The sequence below is a fragment of the Rhizobium sp. SSA_523 genome (assembly GCF_030435705.1).
GTDB lineage: Bacteria > Pseudomonadota > Alphaproteobacteria > Rhizobiales > Rhizobiaceae > Neorhizobium.
The window spans coordinates 1,705,689-1,729,511 of record NZ_CP129382.1 but is presented as its reverse complement, the minus strand read 5'-3'; the positions used below and the strand labels follow the sequence as shown (position 1 = coordinate 1,729,511).

General features: G+C 63.1%; 23 protein-coding genes. 13 read left to right on the top strand and 10 right to left on the bottom strand.

Translation table 11 applies throughout. The features are described 5' to 3' along the window. Positions 1-181: 181 nt before the first annotated feature. Together QTJ18_RS16635 and QTJ18_RS16630 are read right to left on the bottom strand one after the other, a co-directional pair. Complete coding sequence (locus tag QTJ18_RS16635) at positions 182-1,774, bottom strand: DEAD/DEAH box helicase (protein WP_252751291.1); 1,593 nt, start codon at positions 1,772-1,774, stop codon at positions 182-184. Positions 1,775-2,186: 412 nt separating this feature from the next. After that, entirely contained in the window at positions 2,187-2,534 is a 348-nt protein-coding gene (locus QTJ18_RS16630) for a hypothetical protein (RefSeq protein ID WP_252751290.1), read from the bottom strand. Between the two features lie 338 nt (positions 2,535-2,872). Here QTJ18_RS16630 and QTJ18_RS16625 point away from each other — a divergent pair, with 338 nt between their 5' ends. Then, the gene (locus tag QTJ18_RS16625; RefSeq protein WP_252751289.1) at positions 2,873-6,739 is read left to right on the top strand and encodes a response regulator; all 3,867 of its coding nucleotides are present in this window, start codon (positions 2,873-2,875) and stop codon (positions 6,737-6,739) included. Positions 6,740-6,857: 118 nt separating this feature from the next. Here QTJ18_RS16625 and mnmC2 read toward each other — a convergent pair whose 3' ends face one another. Further along, a complete protein-coding gene (gene mnmC2 / locus QTJ18_RS16620; protein WP_252751288.1) occupies positions 6,858-7,643 on the bottom strand; it encodes a tRNA (5-methylaminomethyl-2-thiouridine)(34)-methyltransferase MnmC2 in 786 nt (261 codons plus the stop codon). Positions 7,644-7,678: 35 nt separating this feature from the next. Between mnmC2 and QTJ18_RS16615 the strand changes: the two genes are divergently transcribed. From QTJ18_RS16615 to uraH, 8 genes are all read left to right on the top strand, one after another. After that, positions 7,679-8,869 carry an NAD(P)/FAD-dependent oxidoreductase gene (locus tag QTJ18_RS16615; RefSeq protein ID WP_252751367.1) on the top strand — a complete coding sequence of 397 codons (1,191 nt, stop codon included), beginning with the start codon at positions 7,679-7,681 and terminating at the stop codon, positions 8,867-8,869. A 238-nt stretch (positions 8,870-9,107) separates the two neighbouring features. After that, positions 9,108-9,815, top strand: a complete 708-nt coding sequence (locus QTJ18_RS16610) for a DUF1045 domain-containing protein (protein WP_252751287.1) — start codon at positions 9,108-9,110, stop codon at positions 9,813-9,815. Positions 9,816-10,036: 221 nt separating this feature from the next. Continuing rightward, positions 10,037-10,960 (top strand): allantoinase PuuE, encoded by a 924-nt coding sequence (gene puuE / locus QTJ18_RS16605; protein ID WP_252751286.1) that lies wholly within the window; start codon positions 10,037-10,039, stop codon positions 10,958-10,960. A gap of 2 nt (positions 10,961-10,962) precedes the next feature. Further along, positions 10,963-11,460 (top strand): 2-oxo-4-hydroxy-4-carboxy-5-ureidoimidazoline decarboxylase, encoded by a 498-nt coding sequence (gene uraD, locus QTJ18_RS16600; protein ID WP_252751366.1) that lies wholly within the window; start codon positions 10,963-10,965, stop codon positions 11,458-11,460. Between the two features lie 32 nt (positions 11,461-11,492). Beyond that, positions 11,493-11,783: a nucleotidyltransferase family protein gene (locus tag QTJ18_RS16595; RefSeq protein ID WP_252751285.1), complete on the top strand. Its 291-nt coding sequence runs from the start codon at positions 11,493-11,495 to the stop codon at positions 11,781-11,783. Continuing rightward, positions 11,780-12,148: a HepT-like ribonuclease domain-containing protein gene (locus QTJ18_RS16590; RefSeq protein ID WP_252751284.1), complete on the top strand. Its 369-nt coding sequence runs from the start codon at positions 11,780-11,782 to the stop codon at positions 12,146-12,148. Before QTJ18_RS16595 ends, QTJ18_RS16590 begins: the two co-directional genes overlap by 4 nt. A 7-nt stretch (positions 12,149-12,155) precedes the next feature. After that, positions 12,156-12,662 (top strand): ureidoglycolate lyase, encoded by a 507-nt coding sequence (locus tag QTJ18_RS16585; RefSeq protein ID WP_252751283.1) that lies wholly within the window; start codon positions 12,156-12,158, stop codon positions 12,660-12,662. 3 nt (positions 12,663-12,665) lie between these two features. Continuing rightward, on the top strand, positions 12,666-13,022 hold the full coding sequence (uraH, locus tag QTJ18_RS16580) for a hydroxyisourate hydrolase (RefSeq protein WP_252751282.1): 357 nt from the start codon (positions 12,666-12,668) through the stop codon (positions 13,020-13,022). A gap of 143 nt (positions 13,023-13,165) precedes the next feature. Here the strand turns inward: uraH and QTJ18_RS16575 are convergent, their stop codons facing one another. Further along, positions 13,166-14,311, bottom strand: coding sequence for an alpha-hydroxy acid oxidase (locus QTJ18_RS16575; RefSeq protein ID WP_252751281.1), 1,146 nt, complete (start codon positions 14,309-14,311; stop codon positions 13,166-13,168). A 71-nt stretch (positions 14,312-14,382) separates the two neighbouring features. Here QTJ18_RS16575 and QTJ18_RS16570 point away from each other — a divergent pair, with 71 nt between their 5' ends. Further along, complete coding sequence (locus QTJ18_RS16570) at positions 14,383-14,715, top strand: type II toxin-antitoxin system Phd/YefM family antitoxin (protein ID WP_252751280.1); 333 nt, start codon at positions 14,383-14,385, stop codon at positions 14,713-14,715. Then, entirely contained in the window at positions 14,705-14,989 is a 285-nt protein-coding gene (locus QTJ18_RS16565; protein ID WP_252751279.1) for a type II toxin-antitoxin system RelE family toxin, read from the top strand. Before QTJ18_RS16570 ends, QTJ18_RS16565 begins: the two co-directional genes overlap by 11 nt. Here the strand turns inward: QTJ18_RS16565 and guaD are convergent. The 3 genes from guaD to QTJ18_RS16550 all read right to left on the bottom strand — a co-directional run bounded on the left by guaD (position 14,984) and on the right by QTJ18_RS16550 (position 18,665). Next, positions 14,984-16,291, bottom strand: coding sequence for a guanine deaminase (gene guaD, locus QTJ18_RS16560; RefSeq protein ID WP_252751278.1), 1,308 nt, complete (start codon positions 16,289-16,291; stop codon positions 14,984-14,986). The genes QTJ18_RS16565 and guaD overlap by 6 nt on opposite strands. 2 nt (positions 16,292-16,293) lie before the next feature. Beyond that, positions 16,294-17,535 (bottom strand): urate hydroxylase PuuD, encoded by a 1,242-nt coding sequence (gene puuD, locus QTJ18_RS16555; protein ID WP_252751277.1) that lies wholly within the window; start codon positions 17,533-17,535, stop codon positions 16,294-16,296. A gap of 188 nt (positions 17,536-17,723) precedes the next feature. Next, entirely contained in the window at positions 17,724-18,665 is a 942-nt protein-coding gene (locus tag QTJ18_RS16550) for a LysR substrate-binding domain-containing protein (RefSeq protein ID WP_252751276.1), read from the bottom strand. Positions 18,666-18,762: 97 nt separating this feature from the next. On the opposite strand from QTJ18_RS16550, the gene QTJ18_RS16545 reads away from it, so the two are divergent. Next, complete coding sequence (locus QTJ18_RS16545) at positions 18,763-18,993, top strand: hypothetical protein (protein ID WP_252751275.1); 231 nt, start codon at positions 18,763-18,765, stop codon at positions 18,991-18,993. A gap of 67 nt (positions 18,994-19,060) precedes the next feature. Here QTJ18_RS16545 and QTJ18_RS16540 read toward each other — a convergent pair whose 3' ends face one another. Next, positions 19,061-19,966: a LysR substrate-binding domain-containing protein gene (locus QTJ18_RS16540; protein WP_252751274.1), complete on the bottom strand. Its 906-nt coding sequence runs from the start codon at positions 19,964-19,966 to the stop codon at positions 19,061-19,063. A 101-nt stretch (positions 19,967-20,067) separates the two neighbouring features. Here QTJ18_RS16540 and QTJ18_RS16535 point away from each other — a divergent pair, with 101 nt between their 5' ends. Further along, on the top strand, positions 20,068-20,313 hold the full coding sequence (locus QTJ18_RS16535; protein WP_252751273.1) for a hypothetical protein: 246 nt from the start codon (positions 20,068-20,070) through the stop codon (positions 20,311-20,313). 75 nt (positions 20,314-20,388) lie between these two features. On the opposite strand, the gene xdhC is transcribed toward QTJ18_RS16535, so the two are convergent. Beyond that, entirely contained in the window at positions 20,389-21,183 is a 795-nt protein-coding gene (gene xdhC / locus QTJ18_RS16530; RefSeq protein ID WP_252751272.1) for a xanthine dehydrogenase accessory protein XdhC, read from the bottom strand. A gap of 286 nt (positions 21,184-21,469) precedes the next feature. Then, the gene (gene xdhB, locus QTJ18_RS16525) at positions 21,470-23,806 is read right to left on the bottom strand and encodes a xanthine dehydrogenase molybdopterin binding subunit (RefSeq protein ID WP_252751271.1); all 2,337 of its coding nucleotides are present in this window, start codon (positions 23,804-23,806) and stop codon (positions 21,470-21,472) included. Positions 23,807-23,823 lie beyond the last annotated feature (17 nt).

Sequence of the window (23,823 nt, the reverse complement as noted above, 5' to 3'; positions counted from 1 at the left end):
GGTCTGAGCCGGCTTCGCCGCGCCCCCGAGCGGGAGTGTCGCACCCGCCCGGCATGAATTTCCAGCCCTGAAATCTGCTGTTCCGATTTGCCATTCCCGGCACAAAAACACCCGCCTGCGTTGCCGCAGGCGGGTGCTGAATCTCGATCCCCTGACGTCGGGGCTAATCAGGCGGGGCTGATCAGGCGCGGTCGCGGCGGCGCTGACCGCCGGCATCGCTGCTGCCGAACTTGACCGGGCCGCCATTATGCGCCGGCTTGCCGGCGCCGCCGCGATTGCCGCCCGGCTTCTGGCCGTTGCGCTGGCCGCGCTTGGCACCGGCTTCATGGGCGCCAAGCGGTGCATGACGGTTCTCGCCGCCATGGCCGCGCTTGCGGTTGTCGCTGCCCGGCTTTGCGCCGAACGGCTTCTTGCGCTGCTGAGCGCCATCGGAGGACACGGAAAGCTCGTGATCGACCTCGAAGGAGGTCTCGTCGCGCGAACGCTCGAAGCGCGGCGCTGCGGGGCGCCGGGCATTGCGGCCATCGCCGCGTCCGCCGGGACGCTGGCCCCCATCGCGATTACCATTCTCGCGCGGCTGGCCACGGCCCTGGCCGGCACCGCCGCGCGCCTTTTGCGGACGCTCGGGGCTGCGCAGTTCGGAAGGACGCTCGCCGGAGGCCACCGTGATGTCGATGCCCATCAGGCGCTCGATGTCGCGCAGCAGGCGCGTCTCGTCCGGGGCGCAGAAGGCAATCGCAATGCCGTCGCGGCCGGCACGCGCGGTGCGGCCGATGCGGTGAACATAGGCGTCCGCCACTTCCGGCAGGTCATAGTTGAAGACATGGGTGACGCCCGGAATGTCGATGCCGCGGGCGGCCACATCGGTGGCGACGAGGACGCGGATATCGCCGTCCCGGAAGGCCTTCAGGGCGCGCTCGCGCTGGCCCTGGCTCTTATTGCCATGGATGGAGGCAACCTTGAACTCGACCTGTTCCAGATGCTTGGACAGTTTTTCGGCGCTATGCTTGGTGCGCAGGAAGACCATGGCGCGGCCATCGGGATTGGCGCGCAGCGATTCCTTCAGAAGCACGGTCTTGTCGTTCTTGCCGGCAACGAAATGCACATATTGTTCCACCTTGTCGGCGGCCTTGCCGGGCGGCGTCACTTCCACCTTCACCGGATCGGTGAGGTAGTCCTTGGCCAGTTCGGCGATCGCCTTCGGCATCGTGGCGGAAAACAGCAGGGTCTGGCGGTTCTTCGGAACCATCTTGGAGATCTTGCGCAGATCGTGCACGAAACCGAGATCCAGCATCTGGTCGGCTTCGTCAAGCACCAGGTAGCGCACGGTGGTGAGGCCGATCGCCTTGCGGCTGATGAGGTCGAGCAGACGGCCCGGCGTTGCTACAAGGATGTCGGTGCCCTTTTCCAGCATCTGCTGCTGCTTGTTGATCGATGCGCCGCCGACGACGGAATTGATCTTCAGCGGCGTGCCGCGCACATAGCTCTTCAGGTTGACGGCGATCTGGTTGACCAGTTCGCGGGTCGGGGCCAGGACGAGCGTGCGGGTGGTGCGGTTATCGGGACGCTTGGGGTCCTTCAACAGCATCTCGATCAGCGGCAGGCCGAAGGCGGCAGTCTTGCCGGTGCCGGTCTGGGCGAGGCCGACCATGTCGCGGCCTTCGAGAAGGCGCGGGATCGCCTCGGCCTGGATCGGGGTCGGCGTCTCGTAGCCCAGGGCGGTCAGCGTGGATACGAGCTGCTTGGACAGGCCAAGCTCTTGAAAATTCGTCAAGTCGAATACCTTTCGGGGGCGCCAAAGGAGATCGACCGAGCGGCACCATGCCGTTCGGTTTGCCTTTGGCGTCAAGAACCCCGCGTGAAATGGGAACTTGTCAGTGGGAAACTGCTTTCCGGCGCAGGCCCTGTTGCGGGCCGTGCTTTGCATTTGCGCCTTGTTCCTTCTTCGCGAACCATTTTCGTCGCAGGGCCAGCTCACGCGGCGGCCGGAAGGTGAAAGCTGGACTGCATGTGCTGCTTTGCACACAAAATGTCAAGAGCCCGCAATGAAATGGATCGCAGGCCCCGATTTAAAATGCGTCGGGTCTCATCCGTCACGCAAGCCCTTTCCCCTTCGGACCCGGTACAGTCGAGCGGCATGGTCAGGCGAGCGGTGCTGATCCGGACTTGTGCGGCGCGGCAAGGCCTCACTCGTCCAGGCAGACCCGCACGCGATAGGCATCGCCCCAATCATTCTCCCGCCATTCGTAATGGCAACGGGGGCGCGGCGGAACCGGTTCGTCATAATAGGTCGGCCGGACGATGACGGAACGCGGCGGCGGATCGATATAGATCGGCGGCTCGATATACCGGTGTTCCGAATAGACGTCGGGGGCGGCGCCCTGCACCAGGGTCTGGCCAAGAATGCCGCCGACGGCGCCGGCCGCCACGCCTCTCCAGAACGTGTCATGCGCTTCTGCTGCAGATGCGGTTGCGGTTACGCCGAAAGTCAGCGCGACGAGGCCCGCGGTAATGATCGATTTCGATGCGCTCATGGCCCAATTCCTTTTCACCCGTTGTTGTCAGGCACGTTGGTGATTCTCTGCCGGGAAGGCGACAGATTTAAGAAAGGCGCGCGGGAGAAAGCTGAACAGATGTTCACTTGCGTACAGCTGCAGGCTGAAGATGGGCCAAGGCTTAACTCTCTGGAAGTGGTATTGTGGCAGAAACCTGTATTGAAGGCGATTTTTCTGCGTCACGGTCAAGCGGCGTCTTGAGTCCCAATTCTGGCACATGAAAATAAGCATATGTTAACGATAGTCATGGGAAATTTTAGGAAACTGTACAATGAAGGGCATGGCGTTCTACTTGACCGGGCGCTGAGGTTATCGATTTGACGAAGGACTGTGAGCTTCTGACGCGTGCCAGTGAACGGATCGACGATCTGGCGCAGCCGGCGTTCATCAAGGACGGCGCCATGCGCTATGTCGTCGTCAACACGGCCTTTGCGAGTCTTCTCGGCCTTGAGCGGGAGCAGCTTGCCGGCGTGTCGTCGCGATCGGTCGAAGGCACGATCGAAGATGCCGAATGCGACGAGAAGCAGCGCCGGGCCCTGGTCTTCGGCAGCGACGAGACCGCCTGCATCCGCGACCGGTTGGGCCGGCCCCTCTTTGACATGCAGATCGAGCGCTTCACCGCGACCAATGGCGACTCCTATCTTTTTGCCGTGCTGGAGCCTTATGCCGTGCCAGAGCCTCATGCCGTGCCGGAGCCTCATGCCGCGCACGAGGTGGCAGCGCCCTCCGGCGAGATCGACCCCTTGCGGGCGGCAGGCATAGACATTGCCGTTCTCGGCTGCACCGTGGATCTTCTCGACGCCGGTATCGGGATCTTCAGCGCCGATGACCGGCTGCTCTACTGCAACAAGGCCCTCAGCGCGCTGATGCCGGTCGAGGGCCTCGATCTGCGGCCGGGCGTGAGCCTGGAAAGCATTCTGCACAAGACCTTCGTACTCTATCATGACACTGCCTTGCCGGCCGAGGATCGGGAGAGCCGGCGACAGGCCTGGATCCAACAGCGGCTCGATTATCTGTCGCGGCCGCATTGGCAGGCAACAGAGCCGCTGCCCGGCGGGCGCTGGCTGCGCAGCGTCAACCGGCGGCTGGACAATGGCTGCCTGATCATCCTCCGGCTGGATGTCACGGAATACAAGCTGCAGGAGCAGAGCCTCGCGGCCAAGATGGAGGAGACGGAGATGTTCCGTGCCGCCTTCGAGGATCTGCCGGTCGCCGTCTTCCTGCGCGACAGCCAGCGCCGGCTGGTCTATGCCAATGCCGCCTATGAGACCATGCTGAAGGGCCGCCGCGAAGAGTTCATCGGCATGACGGAAGAGGAAATGTTTCCCGCCAAAGCGGAGCGTTTCCGCCGGGAAAACCTCCAGCTTCTCGCCCAGGGCGGGTCGATCGAGAAGACCGAGGAAATCCCCTTTGCCGATGGTCGCCTGATGGCGGCGGTGACTCGGCTCGGGCGCATTTCCTCGCCTTCGGGCGAACCCTATATCGTCGGCTCGATCAGCGATGTCACGCCCATGCGGCAGGTGCAGCGGGAGACCGAACGCCTGCATGCGGAGCTGAAGGCGATCCTGGATTCGCTGCCGATCGGCGTCCTGATCCTGGATGGCGGGAAACGGGTGGAATATGCCAACCGCACCTTTTCCGAATTCTGGAGCCGCGACGACCGGCCGGGAGACGAGTGGGTGGGGGCGGCCTATGAGGACGTGGCAAGCGCGATGTTCGCGTCCGGCCAGAGCGCCGGTTTCAGTGCCAGTGCCAGTGCCGTTGCCGGTTCCAGTGCCGGTGCCGGTGCCGCGGTTGGCGGCCTTGCCGGCGAGGCCGAGGCCTTCGCCATGCGCATGCGCCACTATCCCTCGGAGACGGGCCGGGAGCCGGCCGAATATGTGACGCCGGCCGGCCGGCACATCATGATCGGCCGCGATGCGCTCAACGACGGCAAGACCCTCCTCAGCTATGTCGACATCACCAGCATCCGCATTCGCGAGAAGGAGGTGCAGGAGGCGCGCGACGAGCTCGACCGGCATGCCCAGATGATGCTGGAGGCGACCAGCCTGATGTCGCAGGGCCTCCTGGTGATCCGGGGCGAACAGGTCGTCTTCGTCAACAATTCCGTCGGGCGCATCCTGCAAATGCCCGAGGAGCTCCTGCGCACCGGCAGTTCCGCCATGCGCTTCCTGTCCTTCATGATCGAGCGGGGCGATTTCGGCTCCTGCGGCAGTGCCGAGGATCTGGTGGCCGCCTGGCGCAGAAATCACGCCGAGGGCGACATCGTGTCCAACATGCTGCATTTCGGCGACGGACGCTGGGTGCAGGCGGAAATGATCATCCAGTCCGATGACAGCCAGCTGGTGGTCTTCACCGATGTCACCGATGCCAAGCAGCGGGAGCAGGACCTGGAAGGCCTGGTGGCCCGCGCCCATGCGGCGGATCGGGCCAAATCCGAATTTCTGGCCAATATGAGCCATGAGATCAGGACGCCGATGAACGGCGTTCTCGGCATGGCCGAACTCTTGTCCAAGTCGAACCTCGATATGCGGCAGAAGACCTTCACCGATATCATCATGACCTCGGGAAGCGCGCTCCTGACGATCATCAACGACATTCTCGACTTCTCGAAGATCGATGCCGGACAGATGACGCTGCGCAAGGCGCCCTTCAATCCCGTCGATGCGGTCGAGGATGTCGCGACGCTTCTCTCCTCTTCGGCGGCGGAGAAGGATGTCGAACTCATTGTGCGAAGTGTCGATTGCCGCGACCGGGTCCTCGGCGATGCGGGGCGGTTCCGGCAGATCGTCACCAATCTCGTCGGCAATGCCATCAAGTTCACCGAGCGCGGCCATGTGCTGATCGATCTGAGTTCGAAACCCGGTGACGACCAGACATCGACGCTTTGCCTGCGCATCGAGGATACCGGCATCGGCATTGCCCAGGACCAGTTGTCGCGGATCTTCGACAAGTTCCTGCAGGTGGACGGTTCCTCCACCCGCCGCCACGAGGGGACCGGTCTCGGCCTTGCCATCACCTCCGGTCTCGTCTCGCTGTTCGGCGGCACGATCGATGTGGAGAGCGCGGTCGGCAAGGGATCGGTCTTTACCGTCAGGCTGACCTTGCCGCTGGTCAAGGGCCGGGCACAAGGGGAGGGGCCTAACGGCCGGTCGCGGCAGGGGGCAAGGGTCCTCGTCATCGACGACAATGCCGTCAACCGCGCCATCATGACGGAAGATCTGAAGCTTTGGGGCTTCGACTGCCTGGCCGTCGACAATGGGCGCGAGGGCCTGGACATCCTGTCTGCCGCGGCGCGCATGGGAGTGGGTGTCGATGCGCTCGTGCTGGATTGCCATATGCCGGAGATGAGCGGCCTCGCGGTGGCGCAGGCGATCCGCAGCGATCCGCTCTTGAAGGATCTTCCCATCGTCCTCATGACATCGATGGACAGCGCCACGAGCGAGAGAGCCTTCGAGCTGCTGAACATCCAGGCGCATCTGATGAAGCCCGCCCGCTCCCACCTGTTCCGGATGACGGTCAGCGAGGTGGTGCGGGCCGGACGAACAGAGGCGGGCCGAGTTCAGGCGGGCCGAGTTCAGGCAGGACGAGGTCCGGCCGAACCGGCGCAAGCCGGATCAAGGCCAGCCGGATCAGGGCAAACTGGGCTGGCCGGGGAGGGCGCAAGCGAGCAGGCGAAGAGGGAGGCGCGGCAGCGGCCCGGCACGCCGGCGGCCGCGCCGGGCCTGCCGGATGTCTTGACGCAAGCGCCTCTTGAAGCGCCATCGGCCGGCCTCTGCGTATTGGTGGCCGAGGATAACGAGGTCAACCAGATCGTCTTCACGCAGATCCTCCAGAGCCTCGGCCTGTCGTTTCGCATCGTCAGCAATGGCGCGGAGGCGGTCTCGGTTTGGAAGCGCCAGGCTCCGGAGATCATCCTCATGGATATTTCCATGCCGGTGATGAACGGCTACCAGGCCACGCGCTCGATCCGCGAGATGGAGAGCATGCAGGGAGGCCATGTGCCGATCATCGGGGTCACCGCTCATGCGCTCGAAAGCGATCGCGACCTCTGCCTTGCCTCGGGCATGGACGATTATCTGTCGAAGCCGATCAGTCCCGAAATGCTGGAGGCAAAGCTTCTTGCCTGGCGCAGCGCGGTTTCGGCAAAAGCGCCCTCTCGCGAGACGTTTCATGGACCATGAATTCGCCAGGGACGATGAATCGGCCTGGGAACGGAACTGAGACTGTGACAGGCCACGGCACCGCAAACATGCCCTGCCAGAGCCCGATCCGGCGACCCTTTGAACCTGCCGCAGGATCTCACGCTTCCAGGCTTTTCTCGCCGCAGAGCATTTCCCGCTTGCCGGCAAAGCCCGGCCGCCGCTCCACCCGGAAGCCTGCGGCCTGGAGATTGCGACGCACGAAGCCCGCCGCCGCATAGGTCGCGAAGGTGCCGCCCGGTTTGGTGGCGGCATAGACCGCCTGCATCAGGTCCGGCGACCACATGTCCGGATTGCGCGAGGGTGCAAAGCCATCGAGAAACCAGGCGTCGAAGAAAGGCTCTTCCCGGGGCACCGTCTCGTCGGCTCTGCCGCAGACTATGGTCAGGTGCATGCTGTCGGAAAGCGGCAGTTCGATCCGGCCCGCCGGCTGCTGCGGAAAGAGACGCACCAGCGCCTGTCTTTCGCGATCCAGCTCCGGCCAGTGCGACAGAGCCCGGTCGATCTCCTGCGCCTGCATGGGATAAAGTTCGAAGGACGTCATGTGCAGGCGCGCGCCCGTGGAATGGACGGCGGATTGCCACTGGCGCCAGGTCTCGCAGGCATTCAGGCCGGTACCGAAGCCAAGCTCGCCGATGCGAAAGACCGTCGGTTCCCTCCCGTCGCCGGCATCGGCGGAGGAAAGATCGGCGCGTTTGTTCAAGCGTTCCGTAAATCCCTCGGTCCAGCGCTCCGGCAGGCGATTGCCGGCAAGAAACACATGGCCGCATTCCAGCCGCCCATCCGTCTGGCAATAAAAATGATCGCCAAACTGAGGCGAATAGGGCATATCGCCCTCGCGCCATTCCAGTGCCTGCCCATCCTTGTCCATGCTCGCCGGTACCATCGTCCTCTACGGGATCTGCCATGAACCCAGTTGTTTTGGCGCAAGCCGATAGCTTCCCCGCCGCGTCCGGTCAATCGAAAGCGCTGCCGCGCTCGGTCGATCTTCTGATCGTCGGCGCCGGCATCATGGGCCTCTGGGCCGCGGTCAAGGCGGAGCGGCTCGGCCTCTCGGCGCTGCTGGTGGAGCAGAAACAGCCGGCGGCGGGCGCCAGCGGCGGCGTTTTAGGCGCGCTGATGGCGCATATGCCGGACCAGTGGAACGACAAGAAACAGTTCCAGCTCGACTCGCTGGTCCTGCTGGAGACGGAGATTGCGCTGCTGGAGGCGCAGACCGGATTGAGCGCGGCCTATCGTCGCTGCGGCCGCCTCATTCCCTTGCCGAAGGCGCATCTGAGGCCGCTGGCAGAGGCCCGCCAGATCGCGGCGGAGGAGAATTGGAAGGTCGGTAGCCGTCGCTTTGCCTGGCAGGTGGCGGAGCGATCGGCCGATCCGCGCTGGCTCTCCGATGCCGCCTGCGCTTCCGGCGTGATCGTCGATCAGCTTGCCGCCCGCATCTCTCCGCGGGCTCTGACTGCGGCCCTGGTGGCGGCGGTGGATGCCGGCCGTCAGGTCCGCCGCCTGGATGGTGTGGGCCTGCGCCGGCTGATGCCCCGCAAGGCCGAAACGGCCGATGGACAGGTGATCGCCTTCGGTCATGCGATCATCGCCGCCGGTGTCTCTTCCTTCGATCTCCTGGCGCAATTGGGGCCGGCGCCGACGCGTCCGCTGGGCATGGCCGTGAAAGGCCAGGCCGCCTGCCTGAAGGCAGAGGTCGATCCGGCTCTCCCGCTGATCTTTCTCAACGGTCTCTACCTTGTCGCCCATGAGGACGGGCAGGTTGCCATCGGCAGCACCAGCGAGGACCGTTTCGACGCGCCCTTCGCGACCGATGGGCAGCTCGACGCATTGATCAAGCGGGCGCGTGCCCTTTCGCCGGCCCTGGAAGACGCGCCCGTGACCGAGCGATGGGCGGGCCTGCGGCCCAAGGCCATTGATCGCGAACCAATGATCGGCCCGCATCCCGATGCGCCGCAGGTGCATGCGCTGACCGGCGGGTTCAAGGTCAGTTTCGGCCTGGCCCATCGTCTGGCGGATGCGGTTCTGGCGCAGATCGTCGGAGAGGTTCTGCCTGTTCCGGACGCGTTCCTGCTGTCCCACCACCTAAAGGTTGCGATGCGCCCGAACTGACTACACATCCGTGTCGTTAATCTGTCACGCAAATCACCTAACCCTCATTTACAGCAAAGGGCTCCTGCGGGGCAGGCGAGGTTGCCGGTCGACTGGCGGTGCGGTCGCGGCGAGGTGCTGGCGGGTATCGCTGGCAGGTATCGCTGGCAGGCATCGCTGGCAGGTATCGCTGGCAGGCAGGACGGCAAGTCAGGCGGACGGGCAAGCCAAGCGGACGGGCGACGAGGACAGGTGACACATGCGCTATGCCATCAATTTCACGCCTCCGGCGAATGATCCGCTGACGCTGGCGGCCTCGCAATGGCTGGGCCGCAATGCCTTTTCGGGCGAGGCCGTGGAATCGCCGGCCATTCGCGGGCTTGATCTGCACGAGATCGCCTTCACCACGGCAGTGCCGCGGCGCTATGGATTTCACGGCACGCTGAAGCCGCCGTTCCGGCTGGTGGAGGGGGTGGCCGAGGCGCTCCTTCTGCGCAATTTGATGCATTTCGCCGGACAGCATCAGCCGATCGCCTTTCCGCGACTGGAAGTGGCGCGGATGGGCAACAGGTTCGCGCTGATGCCTGCAGCGCCTTCCGAGGCTTTGAATCATCTGGCCGGTGCCGTCGTGCAGAGCTTCGATGCCTTCCGCGCGCCGCTGACGGAGGCCGAGCTGGAACGAGCGGATCCGGGCCATTTGTCGGCATCGCAATTTGCCAATCTGTGTCGCTGGGGCCATCCGCATGTGATGGACGAATTCCGCTTCCACATGACCCTGACCGGCCCGGTCATGCCGCAGCATATCCAGCCTATCGAGGATGTCCTGCGGCGCTATTTCGAGCCCTATCTCGATCGTCCGCTTCTGATGACCAGCCTCGCTTTGTTCGTGGAAACGGAGCCGGGCGCGCCCTTCGTCGTCCATTCCCTACATCCGCTGGGCAGCGTCGCCTCGCGCCGCAGCGCCTGACGAACACTTAAGACAGATTACTTCAGACAGATCACTTGAGAATGGGCGCCTGGCGGCGGTGTGGCCGCGCCGGACGCTTTCGGCCCTTCGACTTTGCTCTTGCACCATGGCAAGCGCCGTTGCCGAAGCGGCTGAAGCAATTGTTTGCAGTGCATCATCGCATCTCGACATTTGCGGGACGAATGCTACCGTCCGGTCACTGTTTCAAAAGGTGATTTTCGATGGTGGCAGCTTCCTATCCGCGCAATCTCGTTGGCTATGGCCGCTCGACCCCGGATCCGCAATGGCCGGGCGGGGCGCATCTGGCGGTGCAATTCGTCATCAATTACGAGGAGGGCGGCGAAAGCTCGATCCTCGATGGCGATCCGGCCTCGGAAAACCTTCTGTCGGAAATCGTCGGCGCCGCCCCCTGGCCGGGGCAGCGCAACCTCAACATGGAATCGATCTACGAATATGGATCGCGCGCCGGCTTCTGGCGCCTGCACCGCCTGTTCACCCAGCTGGGCGTGCCCTGCACCGTCTACGGCGTGACGCTTGCAATGCTGCGCAATCCGGATGCGGTGGCGGCCATGAACGAAGCGGGCTGGGAGATCGCCAGCCATGGCTATCGCTGGCATGAATACAAGGATTATCCGGAAGAGATCGAACGCCAGCATATTCTCGATGCGGTACGGCTTCACGCCGAACTTGCCGGCGAGCGCCCCTATGGCATGTATCAGGGCAAACCCTCGGTCAATACGCTTCGGCTGGTTCAGGAGGAAGGCGGTTTCCTCTACTCCTCCGACAGTTATGCCGATGACCTGCCCTATTGGGTGAAGGGAGTGGATGGCCGGCCCTTCCTGATCATTCCCTATACGCTGGATGCCAATGACATGCGATTTGCCACGCCGCAGGGTTTCAATGCGGGCGACCAGTTCTATACTTACCTCAAGGACACGTTCGATACGCTCTATCAGGAGGGCAAGGATGGCGCGCCCAAGATGATGTCCATCGGCCTGCATTGTCGTCTCGTCGGGCGTCCGGGCCGGATCGCCGCGCTGAAGCGCTTCATGGAATATGTGCTGGGCCATGAAAAGGTGTGGATCGCGAAACGGATCGAGATCGCCCATCATTGGCACCGGCATCACCAACCGGATGGGCTGTGACCATGCAACGGACCGAATTTGTCGACCGCTTCGGCGGCGTCTTCGAACATTCCCCCTTCATCGCCGAGCGCGCCTATGACGATGATCTGGTGCGCGGCGAGGCGCTGAATGTCGAGCGGGTGCATGCCGCCCTCGTCGCCGTGTTTCGGGTGGCCAGCCAGGAGGAGAGGCTCGGCGTGCTGCGCGCTCATCCGGATCTTGCCGGAAAGCTCGCCATTGCCGGCGAACTGACCGAAGACAGCCGCAAGGAACAGGCCGGTGCCGGGCTTGACCGGCTGAGCCCGGAGGAGCACGCCCGCTTCACCGAACTCAACACCGCCTATGTGGATAAGTTCGGCTTTCCCTTCATCATCGCGGTCAAGGGGCTGACCAAGGACGATATCCTGCAGGCCTTCGAACAGCGCATCCACAACAGCCGCGAAGACGAGTTCTCGACCGCCTGCGGGCAGGTGGAGCGCATTGCGCTGCTGCGGCTGCAAAGCATGCTGCCCCCGGCGTGAGAATGATGTAGGATCTGCAACAGGAGTTCATCATGCGCCCGTCGGACGTGCTGGAAAAGAACAGGGACCGTATTCGCCAACTCGTGGCGCAGCACCACACTGCCAATGCACGTGTGTTCGGTTCTGTCGCCCGTGGAGAGGATCGGGAGGACAGCGACCTCGACATTCTGGTCGATACGCTAGAGGAGACGACCCTTTTTGATCTCGGCGGCTTGCAGCATGATCTGGAAAGTCTGCTGCAGATGCGTGTCGATCTCGCCACCAGCAGGGGGCTGCGACCGAGGGTCAGAGACCGTGTTCTGGCCGAGGCCGTTGCTATATGACGCTTGATCGTAGCCGCCTTCTCGATCACATCGAGCGAATGGAAGATGCCGCGCAACAGGCAACGGACTTCGTGATCGGCTTGGACAAATCCCAGTTTCTGACCGATCCGAAAAGCCAGATGGCGGTTTCCATGGCCTTGGTCATTCTGGGAGAAGCTGTCACCCGCATTCTGAAGCTCCATCCTCATATTGCAGAGGATCATCCAGAAATTCCGTGGATGAAGATCAAGAGTATGCGTAACCTCGTGGCCCATGATTATTTCGAATTGGAATTCGAGGTCGTTTGGAAGACGGTGCATGAGGATCTCCCGCAACTTCTCTCCCAGCTTCGCGCTCTGCGCCAGATCCGCGCCCAAGGTGAATGATCAAGACATGCCCAAGACACTTCCTATCCGTCCGCTGACGCGTGACGCTTTCCTTCCCTTCGGCCAGGTGATCGAGGCGGACCCATCCTCCATGAAGCTCATCAATGGCGGCAATACGGAGCGGTTTCATGGTCTGGCGGAAGCGGAGGCGAAAGGCGAGGGCGCGCGCGTCATCCTCAACATCTTTCGCGGCCAGCCGCGTGCCTTCCCCTACGAGCTCACGATGATGGAGCGCCACCCCTTCGGCAGCCAGAGTTTTTCGCCGCTGAACGGTCGGCCTTATCTCGTGGTCGTGTCGGAGGATGAGAAGGGCTCTCCCGGGACACCGCAGGTGTTTCTGGCGCGCGGCGATCAGGGCGTGAACTACCGCGCCAATGTCTGGCACCACCCGCTGATGACGATCGGCGCGGCCAGCGATTTTCTGGTTGTCGACCGCGACGGGCCGGGCAACAATCTGGAAGAGCATTTCTTCGACGAAGCCTTCGTCATCAATGCGCCCATTCTCAGCGAGTAGACCATGACCGGACTGACCACCCATGTTCTCGATACCGCCCTCGGCAAGCCGGCGGAGGGTCTCGTTATCGATCTCTTCCTGCTGACCGGCAAAGACCGCGAGCACCTGAAGACGGTGATCACCAATGCCGATGGCCGGGTGGATGGCGGGCCGATCCTGATCGGCGAGACGTTCAGGACGGGCACCTACGAACTGGTGTTCCACGCCGGCGACTATCTGCGACGCAGCGGCGCCGCGCTTGCGGAGCCTGCCTTCCTCGATGTGATCCCCATCCGCTTCGGCATTGCCGACGAGAGCGGGCATTATCATGTGCCGCTGCTGATCTCGCCTTATGGCTATTCCACCTATCGCGGCAGCTGACGAAAAGGCAAGGCCCCGGCAGGAGGCAGGACCCCCGGCAGGTGGCAGGCGAAAGGGAATGGCGACCCTCCGGTCGCTAGACGGCGGAGGATCTGCCGCCAAGCCGACGATACTCCTCTTCCTGCAGCGTGGCTCGGCTTGCCTCAAAAAGGGCTATGGGCGATCACGCTGCGGTCCACGCTGTTGATATCCCGCTTGCCGCACAGCGCCATCGTGATGTCCATCTCCTTGGCAATGATGGAGAGTGCCAGTTCGACACCTTCCTTGCCCATGGCGCCGAGGCCGTAGAGGAAGGGCCGGCCGATATAGGTGCCCTTGGCGCCCAGCGCCACGGCCTTCAGCACATCCTGGCCGGAACGGATGCCGCCATCCAGATGCACCTCGATCCGATCGCCGACCGCCCGCACGATCCTCGGCAGCATGCTGATCGAAGAGGGCGCGCCGTCCAGCTGGCGCCCGCCGTGGTTGGAGACGATGATCGCATCCGCACCCGTATCGGCGGCGGCGAGCGCATCCTCCTCGTCCAATATGCCCTTGATGATCAGCTTGCCGCTCCAGCGCTCCTTGATCCAGGCGATATCGGCCCAGGACAGCCGCGGATCGAATTGTTCGGCGGTCCAGACACTGAGCGAGGAGAGGTCCGAGACATTCTTGGCATGGCCGACGATATTGCCGAAGCCATGCCGCTTTGTGCGGACCATGTCGAGGCACCATTGCGGCCGCGTCGCCATCTGGAAAATGTGCTTGGGCGTGAATTTCGGCGGTGCCGAAAGCCCGTTGCGCAGGTCCTTGTGACGCTGGCCGAGGATCTGCAGGTCGGCAGTCACCACCAGCGCCGAGCAGCCGGCCCGCTTGGCGCGGTCGATCAGGCTTTCGATGAAGTCCCGGTCCTTCATCACGTAGAGCTGGAACCAGAAGGGCTTTGTGGTGACGGAGGCGACATCCTCGATCGAGCAGATGCTCATCGTGGAAAGCGTGAAGGGCACGCCGAATTCTTCCGCCGCCTTGGCCGCCAGCATTTCGCCATCGGCGTGCTGCATGCCGGTCAGGCCCGTTGGCGCCAAAGCCACAGGCATGGCGACCGGCTCGCCGATCATCGTCGACTTCAGCGAGCGGTCCGTCATGTCCACCAGCACGCGCTGACGCAGCTTGACGTCTGAAAAATCCGCTTCGTTCGCGCGGTACGTGCCTTCTGTCCAGGAGCCGCTATCGGCATAATCGAAGAACATTTTCGGCACCCGGCGGCGGGCAAGCGATTTCAGGTCGGCAATGGTCAGTGGCTTGGACATGGGGTGGGCTTCCTCCGGACTTCTTCTTCGACACCTAGCATATGATGCGCGGCAGGGAAGCAATTTTCACCATGATCATTGTCTCCTCTTCGGCTCTGTCACAGGATAAAATAGTAGGATATAAGGTCCAGAATACAGACCTGACGAAAGACCTGACTATGCAGCGTATTGAAGCAGAGGTGGCCGTTAGCGTGTCCGATCTGAAAAAGAACCCGACGGCCGTTGTCGAGAGCGCCGATGGTCACGCCGTCGCTGTGCTGAACCATAACCGTGTGATGGCCTATATGGTGCCGGCCGGCACCTATGAAGCCATGATAGACGCGCTGGACGATCAAGCGCTTGTCGATCTGGTCCAGAAGCGGGCGGGAGAGCGTGGAATTCCGGTTACTCTGGATGACCTATAGGCTGGAATTTCTTCCGAGCGCTCTGAAGGAATGGGAGAAGCTGGGTGCCACCCTTCGCCAGCAGTTCAAGAAGAAGCTCGCCGAGCGGCTCGTGACGCCACACGTCCCGGCGGACCGTCTCAGCGGTCTGCAGGATCACTACAAGATCAAACTGCGAGCCGCAGGTTATCGACTTGTCTACCGGGTGGAAGACGAGCGCATTACGGTTGTTGTCGTAGCTGTTGGAAAGCGCGAGCGCTCCGAAGTCTATAAGACGAGCCGGAAGCGATCATGATTGCGGCTTTACCGCCACGCCCGCCACATAGGTCTCCACCACGCTGCGGTCGTCGCCAAGTGTCTGCAGGAGGAAGAGTTCTTCCGGCAGGCTGCGGACGGTCTCCAGGCGAAGCCGCATGGCCGGCGTCGCGCCGGCATCAAGAACCACCAGGTCCGCATCCGTGCCCTCATCCAGCGTGCCGATGCGGTCGACGAGCGACAGCGCTTCGGCATTGCCGCGCGTCATGAGGTAGAAGCTGTCGAGCGGGTTCAGTCGCTCGCCAAGCAGCTGCTGGATCTTGTAGGCCTCGTCCAGCGTCTTCAGCATGGAATAGCTGGAGCCGCCGCCGATATCGGTGGCGACGGCCACCCGCACCGGTCTGTCGCGCCGGGCAATCGCCTTGAGCGGGAAGAGGCCCGAGCCGAGAAAGAGATTGGAGGTCGGGCAATGGACGGCAACCGATCCGGTCTCCGACAGCACATCCGTCTCCCGCTCCGACAGGTGGATGGCGTGGCCGAGCAGCGTCTTCTTTCCCAAAAGCCCGTATTGCGCATAGATATCGGTGTAATCCGCCGCCTCCGGATAGAGTTCGCCGGTATAGCGGATCTCGTCGTGATTCTCCGAGAGATGCGTCTGGATATGCAGATCCGGAAATTCCTGCGCCAGCGCCTGCGCGGCGCGCATCTGTCCGGGCGTCGAGGTAATGGCAAAGCGCGGCGTGATGGCGACGTGATTACGACCCTTGCCATGCCATTCCTCGATGACGGCGCGGGTCTCGTCATAGCCGAGTTGCGGCGTATCGAGCAGGCCCTGCGGGGCGTTGCGATCCATCATCACCTTGCCGCCCACCATCAGCATGTTGCGGCGCATGGCCTCGGCGAAGAACGCGTCGGCGGAACTCTTGTGCACCGAGCAGTAGGCGGCGGCGGTCGTCGTGCCCTGGCGCAGGAACTCGTCGTAGAAATGGGTGGCGATGCGCGCTGCATGAGCGCTCTCGACGAAGCGGCATTCCTCCGGAAACGTATAGGTATCCAGCCATTCCAGCAGGTTTGCGGCATAGGAGGCGATGACCTGCATCTGCGGAAAATGCACGTGGCAATCGATCAGGCCCGGCAGGATGAGATGCGGGCGGTGATCGATCTCCTGCACATCCTGCGGAGCGGCAGCCTTCACAGTGGCATAGGCACCGGTTTTCAGGATGCGGCCGTCTTCGATCAACAGGCCGCCATCCTCCTCGTAGGAATAGCTCTTTGTATCGGCGAGGCTGTCCGGCGCGCGGTGGAAGGAGAGAAGGCGGCCGCGAAGAAGAAGGGAGGTCATGTCTATCGTGTTGCTCCGGCGCTCATCGTCGCGCTTTCGTACCAGGCCGTGAGGAGCTTGCGCTCCTGCGGCGTTATGGCGGTGATGTTGCCGGGCGGCATGGCATGGCTGCGCCCGGCCTGGATATAGATCTCGTGGGCATGGCTTGCGATCTGCGCATCCGTTTCCAGCTTCACCGCTTTGGGCGGAAAGCTGATGCCCTCCCAGACGGGTTCAGCCGCATGACACATGGAACAGCGGCCCTGCACCACATCGCGGGCTTCGGCAAAATGCACGTCTGCGGCAAATTTCTGCTGCATCGGGGACAGCGCCGTCTCGGCGTCGCCGGTCAGCACTTTCGGAACCGTCGAAAGCCACATGATCAGGATGAACAGCAGCACCGTCACCAGCCATGTCCAGGTCGGCCTGCCCTTTCGCGCATGGGTGGTGTTGAACCAGTGGCGGATGGTGACGCCCATCAGGAAGACGAGAGCGGCGATCACCCAGTTGAACTCGGTGCCGAAGGCCAGCGGGTAATGGTTCGACAGCATGAAGAAGATGACGGGCAGTGTCAGGTAGTTGTTGTGCAGCGAGCGCTGCTTGGCGATGCGCCCGTAATTGGGATCCGGCACGCGCCCGGCGATGAGATCGGCCACGACGATCTTCTGATTGGGAATGATGATGAAGAAGACATTGGCCGACATGATCGTGGCGGTAAAGGCGCCGAGATGCAGGAAGGCGGCGCGGCCGGTAAAGACCTGCGTGTAGCCCCAGGCCATGGCAATCAGAACGACATAGAGAAGGGCCATCAGGCCCCAGGTATTGCCGCCGATCGGCGATTTGCAGAGCTGATCATAAAGGAGCCAGCCAATCGCCAGGGAAGCCAGCGACAGACAGATGGCTTGCCAGGGTTGAAGCGGCAGCACGGCATGATCGATCAGGAAGAGGTCGGCGCCGCCATAGTAGACGACGCATAGCAGCGCGAAGCCGGAAAGCCAGGTGACATAGCTCTCCCATTTGAACCAGGTCAGGTGTTCCGGCATCTGGGCCGGCGCCACCAGATATTTCTGGATGTGGTAGAAACCGCCGCCATGCACCTGCCACTCCTCGCCATAGGCGCCCGGCGGCAGATGCGGCCTCTTCACCAGGCCGAGATCGAGCGCGATGAAATAGAAGGAGGAGCCGATCCAGGCAATCGCGGTGATCACGTGCAGCCAGCGCACGGCAAAATTCAGCCATTCCCAGGCCACGGCATATTCATACATTCGGTCGATCCCTTCGCATTCCCCGACTCGGCACATTGCGAGAAATTTGCGCCCTTGAATAGGTGGAAAGCATGCAGCGCACCATGCCAAGTGATGCCATTTTGGCATCGGCTTCGGTTGCGCGGCACGTGGCGATCCCGGCTGCGTTCAAGATAGGGCAGAGGCTTCCGGGCGAGCTCGCGCTGCCTTTATGCGCCCGATCCGGATTTCGGTCCGAGCTCCTCGGCCGGCTGATCCCGCAAGTCTGCCGGCAGGGTTTCCATCAGCCATTGACGAAAGGCCTGCACCTTGGCCGATTTCCGGCGGCTCTTGGGATATGTGAGCCAATAGGCGAAGCTGTCCTTCAGGAAAATATCGAAGGGCATGATCAGGCGTCCGCTGTCGAGATCGTCCTGATGGAAGAAGCGGCTGAGAAGCGCCACGCCATGGCCGGCAATGGCCGCACTGCCGCCCAGGTCCAGCGCGCCATCGGTATCGAACGTGGCGGCCTGGACGGGTGCCTCGGCAACGCCGGCGGCCTCAAGCCAGAGGTGCCACCACTCCTTGGATCCATCGATGAGCGGCAGGCGCAAAAGATCCGCGGGGCTCGTCACGCCGCCGATCGTCGCGGCCAGCTTCGGGCTCAGCATGGGCGTGAACTCAAGATGGAACAGCCGATGGGCTTCCAGATCGGCCGCCGGCCGCTTCTCCGGCCCGACGGAAAGGTCGGCATTGTCACTGCGGAAATCGGCAGGCTTGTCGATCCGCAGGATGCGCACCGCCAGACCCGGATGCTGCAGCTGGAAAGTGCCGATATGGCGCGCCAGCCAGTGGCTGGCAAAGGTCGGCGTGGAACGGATTTCCAGAATGCCGCCGGTCTGCTGCCTGGCATCGGCCACGGCATCGGCCATGAGGCCAAGCGCTTCCGATACTTTCAACAGCATGCGCTCGCCCGTCGGGCTCAAGACCGCGCGGCGCGCCTGGCGCAGGAAGAGAAGCGCGCCGACATGTTCCTCCAGCAGCTTGACCTGATAGCTGACAGCCGTCTGCGTCATATGCAGTTCGTCGGCAGCCTTCGTGAAGCTTCCCAGCCGCGCGGCCGCTTCGAATACCCGCAGCGCGTTCAGCGGCAGTTGGCGGGACAGTTTCATCGATAAGTCCTCTTTCTGGATTGCCCGGCGTTTTGCATTGGTATCTGGCCGCAAAGCGGCGCAATTGTCGAGACGGAGATAGCCCGAAAACAAAGAAGTGACGGAGGCCACTATGGCGGTCTGGAGCCGAAGTCCTGCCGGGCGCAGGCGCATGCTCTGGTGCTGGCTGCGCCAGCGGCTCGGCGAGGTTCGGGTGGCTCGCGTCGGGGCGGTCCAGGATGTGCCGGATGCGCTGCTCGACGACGTGGCGGCGCCGCAGGCGCGGCCGCTGAGCCATAAGGAGTTCTTATGGGCGGCGATCGCGGCGAGGCGGTTGCCACCCCTTTGATCAAGAGGCGCGCACCCGCCTATCTGCCGCTATCCGCCTTGCCCTTGGACGTGTCCCAATTCTCCCCTCAAGGCGCGCCGTCGAAGCTTGGCAGGGTCTCTTGCAGAAACGTGCGGAAGGCGCGGATCTTGCCGATCGTGCGGCGGGCCTCCGGGTAGACCAGCCAATAATGGGAGCCGTCCTCGCAGGTCAGGTCGAAGGGTTGGATCAGCCGGCGGCCCATCGCCACATCGTCCTGATAGAAATCCGGCCGCAGGATCGCAACACCATGGCCGGCGATCGCCACCGCTGCTTCGACCGCTTGGGCGCCGAGCCGGCTGGCCGCATGGCCCTTGAGCTCCACATCCGGATAACCGGCAGCAGCGAACCATAATTGCCACCAGCGATCCGTGGGATCGATGATCTTCAGCTTCAAGAGGTCGAGCGGTTCAAGAACGCCGCCGATCGTCTCCGCAAGCTTCGGGCTCAGCATCGGGGTGAAATGGTTGCGCATCAGGAAATGGGCGCGCAGGCCCGGCCATTCGCCCTTGCCGACGCGGATGGCGACATCCGCCTCCGTCTTGCTGAAATCGATCACCGTCTGGGTCGTCTCCAGACGGACGGCGATCGTCGGATTGGCGAGCTGGAACAGACCGAGATGACGGGCCAGCCAGTGGCTGGCAAAGGTTGCGGTGGCGTTGATGATCAAAGTGCCTTCCACGGCGCCTTCCAGTTCGGCCATGGCGGCGCGCAGCTGATCGAAACTTTCGGACACGCGCAGCGCCAGACGCGCTCCGGCCTGGGTCAGCAGGATCTTGCGCGGCTGGCGGAGGAAGAGGGGCTGGCCCAGCCTGTCCTCCAGCAGCTTCACCTGATAACTCACTGCCGTCTGCGTCAGCCCCAGTTCTTCGCCGGCCTTGGTGAAACTGAGATGGCGCGCCACTGCCTCGAACACGCGCAAGGCGTTCAGCGGAAACTGGCGGGACATTTTCATGCATCAGTCCTCTTGATCCATGCAGATGAAGCTTCGATTGGAAGACGAAGGTCCGGTCCGGCATGGTGTCATCACTTACCAAGCCAGTGAGGGAATGCAAGATGGATGGATTGAGCGCATTTGACCCGCGCCGCTGGATGCGGATCATGATGGTGGCAGTCGGTGGCGAGGAAGGCTGGCAAGGACATCGCCGGAGCTCGCGCATCAACAGAGTTGATGCAGAAGCGATGCCGGACAGGTTGAAGGAGGATATCGGCCTGGCGGAGGGTCGCCATGATCGCCGTCGCCAATCAAGGCCGAGCGCCTTCGATGCGGCGCGCGAGATCGCCCTGCGCCGACCGCTCTAAGGTCAAAACTCAATCAGGATTTGGCGCGTGGCAGGATTTGGCGAAACCTGCGCGAAACCTGATCGAGTTTTGACCCTAGGGGCGGCCTGCCAGGGCAGTGAGGAGTTCGGCGGTTACCAGGGCTGCGATCACCGCCGGGCGTTTGTCGCGCACCGCGGTGCCGCCGATCGGCAGGACGAGTCGGTCTGCGCTGACCGTGCGGCCAGCTTCCCGGTCCAGCCAGTGCGTGAAGGTCGCACGTTTGGTGGCGGACCCGATCATGCCGACATAGGCGAGATCGCCGCGGGCAAGCGCTTGCCTGGCGATCAGGAAATCCAGGGCGTGATCATGGGTGAGGATCACGACGGCGCTGCCCGAAGGCAAATCCGGGATGAGCGCCTCCGGCATCGCCGCCAGACGTCTCTCCACCGCATCGGGCAGGCCGTCGAGCGCCGCGGCCCGGGTTTCCACCACGCTGACCTGCAGGGGCAGGGGGCAGAGTGCTACCGCAAGCGCCTGTCCCACATGCCCGGCGCCGAACAGCATGACTCGCGGATAGGCATCTTGCTCGGCGGCAGAGCGTGACTCAAGGTCGGCGGCCAGACGCGGGGTGAGCGTCTCGAAGGCGAGTTGCGTGCGCCCGCCGCAGCACTGGCCGATCTCCGGACCGAGCGAAATGTCCATCTGCGGCTCGCCGCTGCCGCTGAGAAGGGCGCGGGCATTGTCGATCGCCAGGAATTCCAGCTGCCCGCCGCCGATGGTACCGAAAATCTTCGTGGCGGACACCAGCATGAACGCGCCTTCCTCCCGCGGCGTCGAGCCTTTGGCTTTGGCAACGGTGACGAGGATGGCATCGGGATTTCCGGTGAGAAAGGCGGTGAGGGCGGTCATGATGGCCTTCGTCCGTTTGATAGAAGGCTTGCATTCGCTGTGCAAATGATGGGGTCGTAGAGGCCAAGCCCCCCTCTGTCCTGCCGGACATCTCCCCCAGAAGGGGGGAGATTGACTGGTGTCACTGTCCAGCCTCTCCGATCAGCCTCAGAGAAAAGGCGATCTTCCTGCGCTTTGAATGGCGGGCGGCCGGCGCGTCTATCCGATCTCCCCCCCTGTGCGGGAGATGTCCGGCAGGACAGAGGGGGGTGAGCCCCACCGCCAGAGGGAAATGGACAAATCCCCATCACATCGCCTTCAGGCGCTCCACGGCCATCAGCACGCGCTCCGGCGTGGCCGGCGCATCGAGACGCGGGCACACGGTATAATCGGCAATGGAGGCGACCGCCATGGAGAGCGCTTCCAGCACCGAAATGCCGAGCATGAAGGGCGGCTCGCCGACCGCCTTGGACCGCCCGATGGTCTGCTCGCGATTTTCCGACCAGTCGGCCAGCTTCACATTGAAGATCTTCGGCCGGTCGGAGGCGAGCGGGATCTTGTAGGTCGAGGGTGCATGGGTGCGCAGCCGCCCCTTGTCGTCCCACCAGAGCTCCTCGGTCGTCAGCCAGCCCATGCCCTGCACGAAGGCGCCCTCGATCTGGCCGATATCGATGACCGGGTTCAGCGATTTGCCGACATCGTGAAGAATATCGGTGCGATCCACCAGATATTCGCCCGTCAGCGTGTCGATCGAAACCTCAGAACAGGCGGCGCCATAGGCAAAGTAGAAGAAGGGACGGCCCTTGCCGGCCGCGCGGTCCCAATGGATTTTCGGCGTCTTGTAGAAACCGGCCGCGGAAAGCTGCACCCGGTCGAAATAGGCTGCCTTGATGAGGGCGTCGAAGCTCACGGTTTCGGTGCCGATGCGGATGCGGTTGGGCAGGAATTCCACCTCGGCGGCGTCCACATGCCATTTCCGGCAGGCGAAATCGACCAGCCGTTCCTTGATCTGCCGTACGGCATCGAAGGCGGCCATGCCGTTCAGGTCCGAGCCGGAAGAGGCGGCCGTGGCCGAGGTGTTCGGCACCTTGCCGGTGGTGGTCGCGGTGATCTTGACCCGGTCGATATCGACATTGAAGCCATCGGCCACCACCTGCGCCACCTTGGTATAGAGGCCCTGGCCCATTTCGGTGCCGCCATGGTTCAGGTGGATGGAGCCATCCGAATAGACATGCACCAGCGCGCCCGCCTGGTTGAAGGCGGTCATGGTGAAGGATATGCCGAATTTCACCGGCGTCAGGGCAATGCCCTTGCGGATCACCGGAGACGAGGCGTTGAACTCCATGATCGCCTGCCGGCGCGCCCGGTAATCGCTGGACGTCTCCAGTTCCTCGACCAGCCGTATCAAAATATTGTCCTCCACCTCCTGGTGGTAGGGCGTCAGCGTCCGCCCGGAGCCGGGCTCGCCATAGAAGTTCAGCTTGCGGATATCGAGCGGATCCTTGCCGACCGCATAGGCGATTTCCTCGATGAAACGTTCGCCGCCCAGCATGCCCTGCGGCCCGCCGAAACCGCGAAAGGCGGTGTTGGAGCAGGTATGCGTCTTCAGCGGCTTCGAGGTCAGATGCACATGCGGGTAGAAATAGCTCGAATCGGCGTGAAACAGCGCCCGATCCGTCACCGGACCGGAGAGATCGGACGAGAAGCCGCAGCGGGCGGCATAGGTGGCATCCACGGCATGGATGCGTCCCTCTTCATCGAAGCCGAGTTCGTAATCGACGCGGAAATCGTGCCGTTTGCCGGTCAGCATCATGTCTTCGTCGCGATCGGGACGGAACTTGACCGCCCGGTTCAGAGCCTTGGCCGCAACGGCCGCAAGACAGGCGAAATGCGCGGCCTGCGTTTCCTTGCCGCCGAAGCCGCCGCCCATCCGGCGGGTATTGACCGTCACGGCATGGCTTGCGCAATGCAGCACATGCGCCACCATATGCTGCACCTCGGTCGGATGCTGGGTGGAGGACCAGATGGTGACATCCTCGTCCTCGCCGGGAATGGCGAGTGCGATCTGGCTTTCGAGGTAGAAATGCTCCTGGCCGCCGATCCGCATCTGTCCGGACAGCCGCAGCGGCGCCTTTAGCATCTCCGTCTCCGGCTCGCCGCGCTTCAGCGTCATCGGCGTGATCACCAGCGGCGCGCCATTGTCGAGCGCTCCATCGATATCGGTCCAGTGCGGCAGGTCGCGATAGTCGATCTTCGCCAGGCGCGCCGCGCGCCTTGCCGCCTCGCGCGTCTCGCCGATCACGACGAAAAGCGGCTGCCCGTGGAATTCCACGCGGCTCGTCGCCAGAAGCGGCTCGTCGCGGCTGCCATTGGAGGAGACATCGTTGAGGCCGGGAATGTCGTCGGCCGTCAGGACCTTCACCACGCCGGGCGCGGCCGCGACGGCGGAGAGGTCCATGGCGAGGATTTCGGCATGCGCGCGGTCGGACATTCCAAGAGCGGCATGCAGCGTGCCGGCCGGCTCCGGCATGTCGTCGATATATTCGGCGGTGCCGGTCACATGCTTGTGGGCCGAGTCATGGCGAAGCGAAGCATGCATCGATCCGGCGACCTTACCCTTCAGCTCGAAACTGGTGGTGTCCATCAGCATGCTCCTTCGAT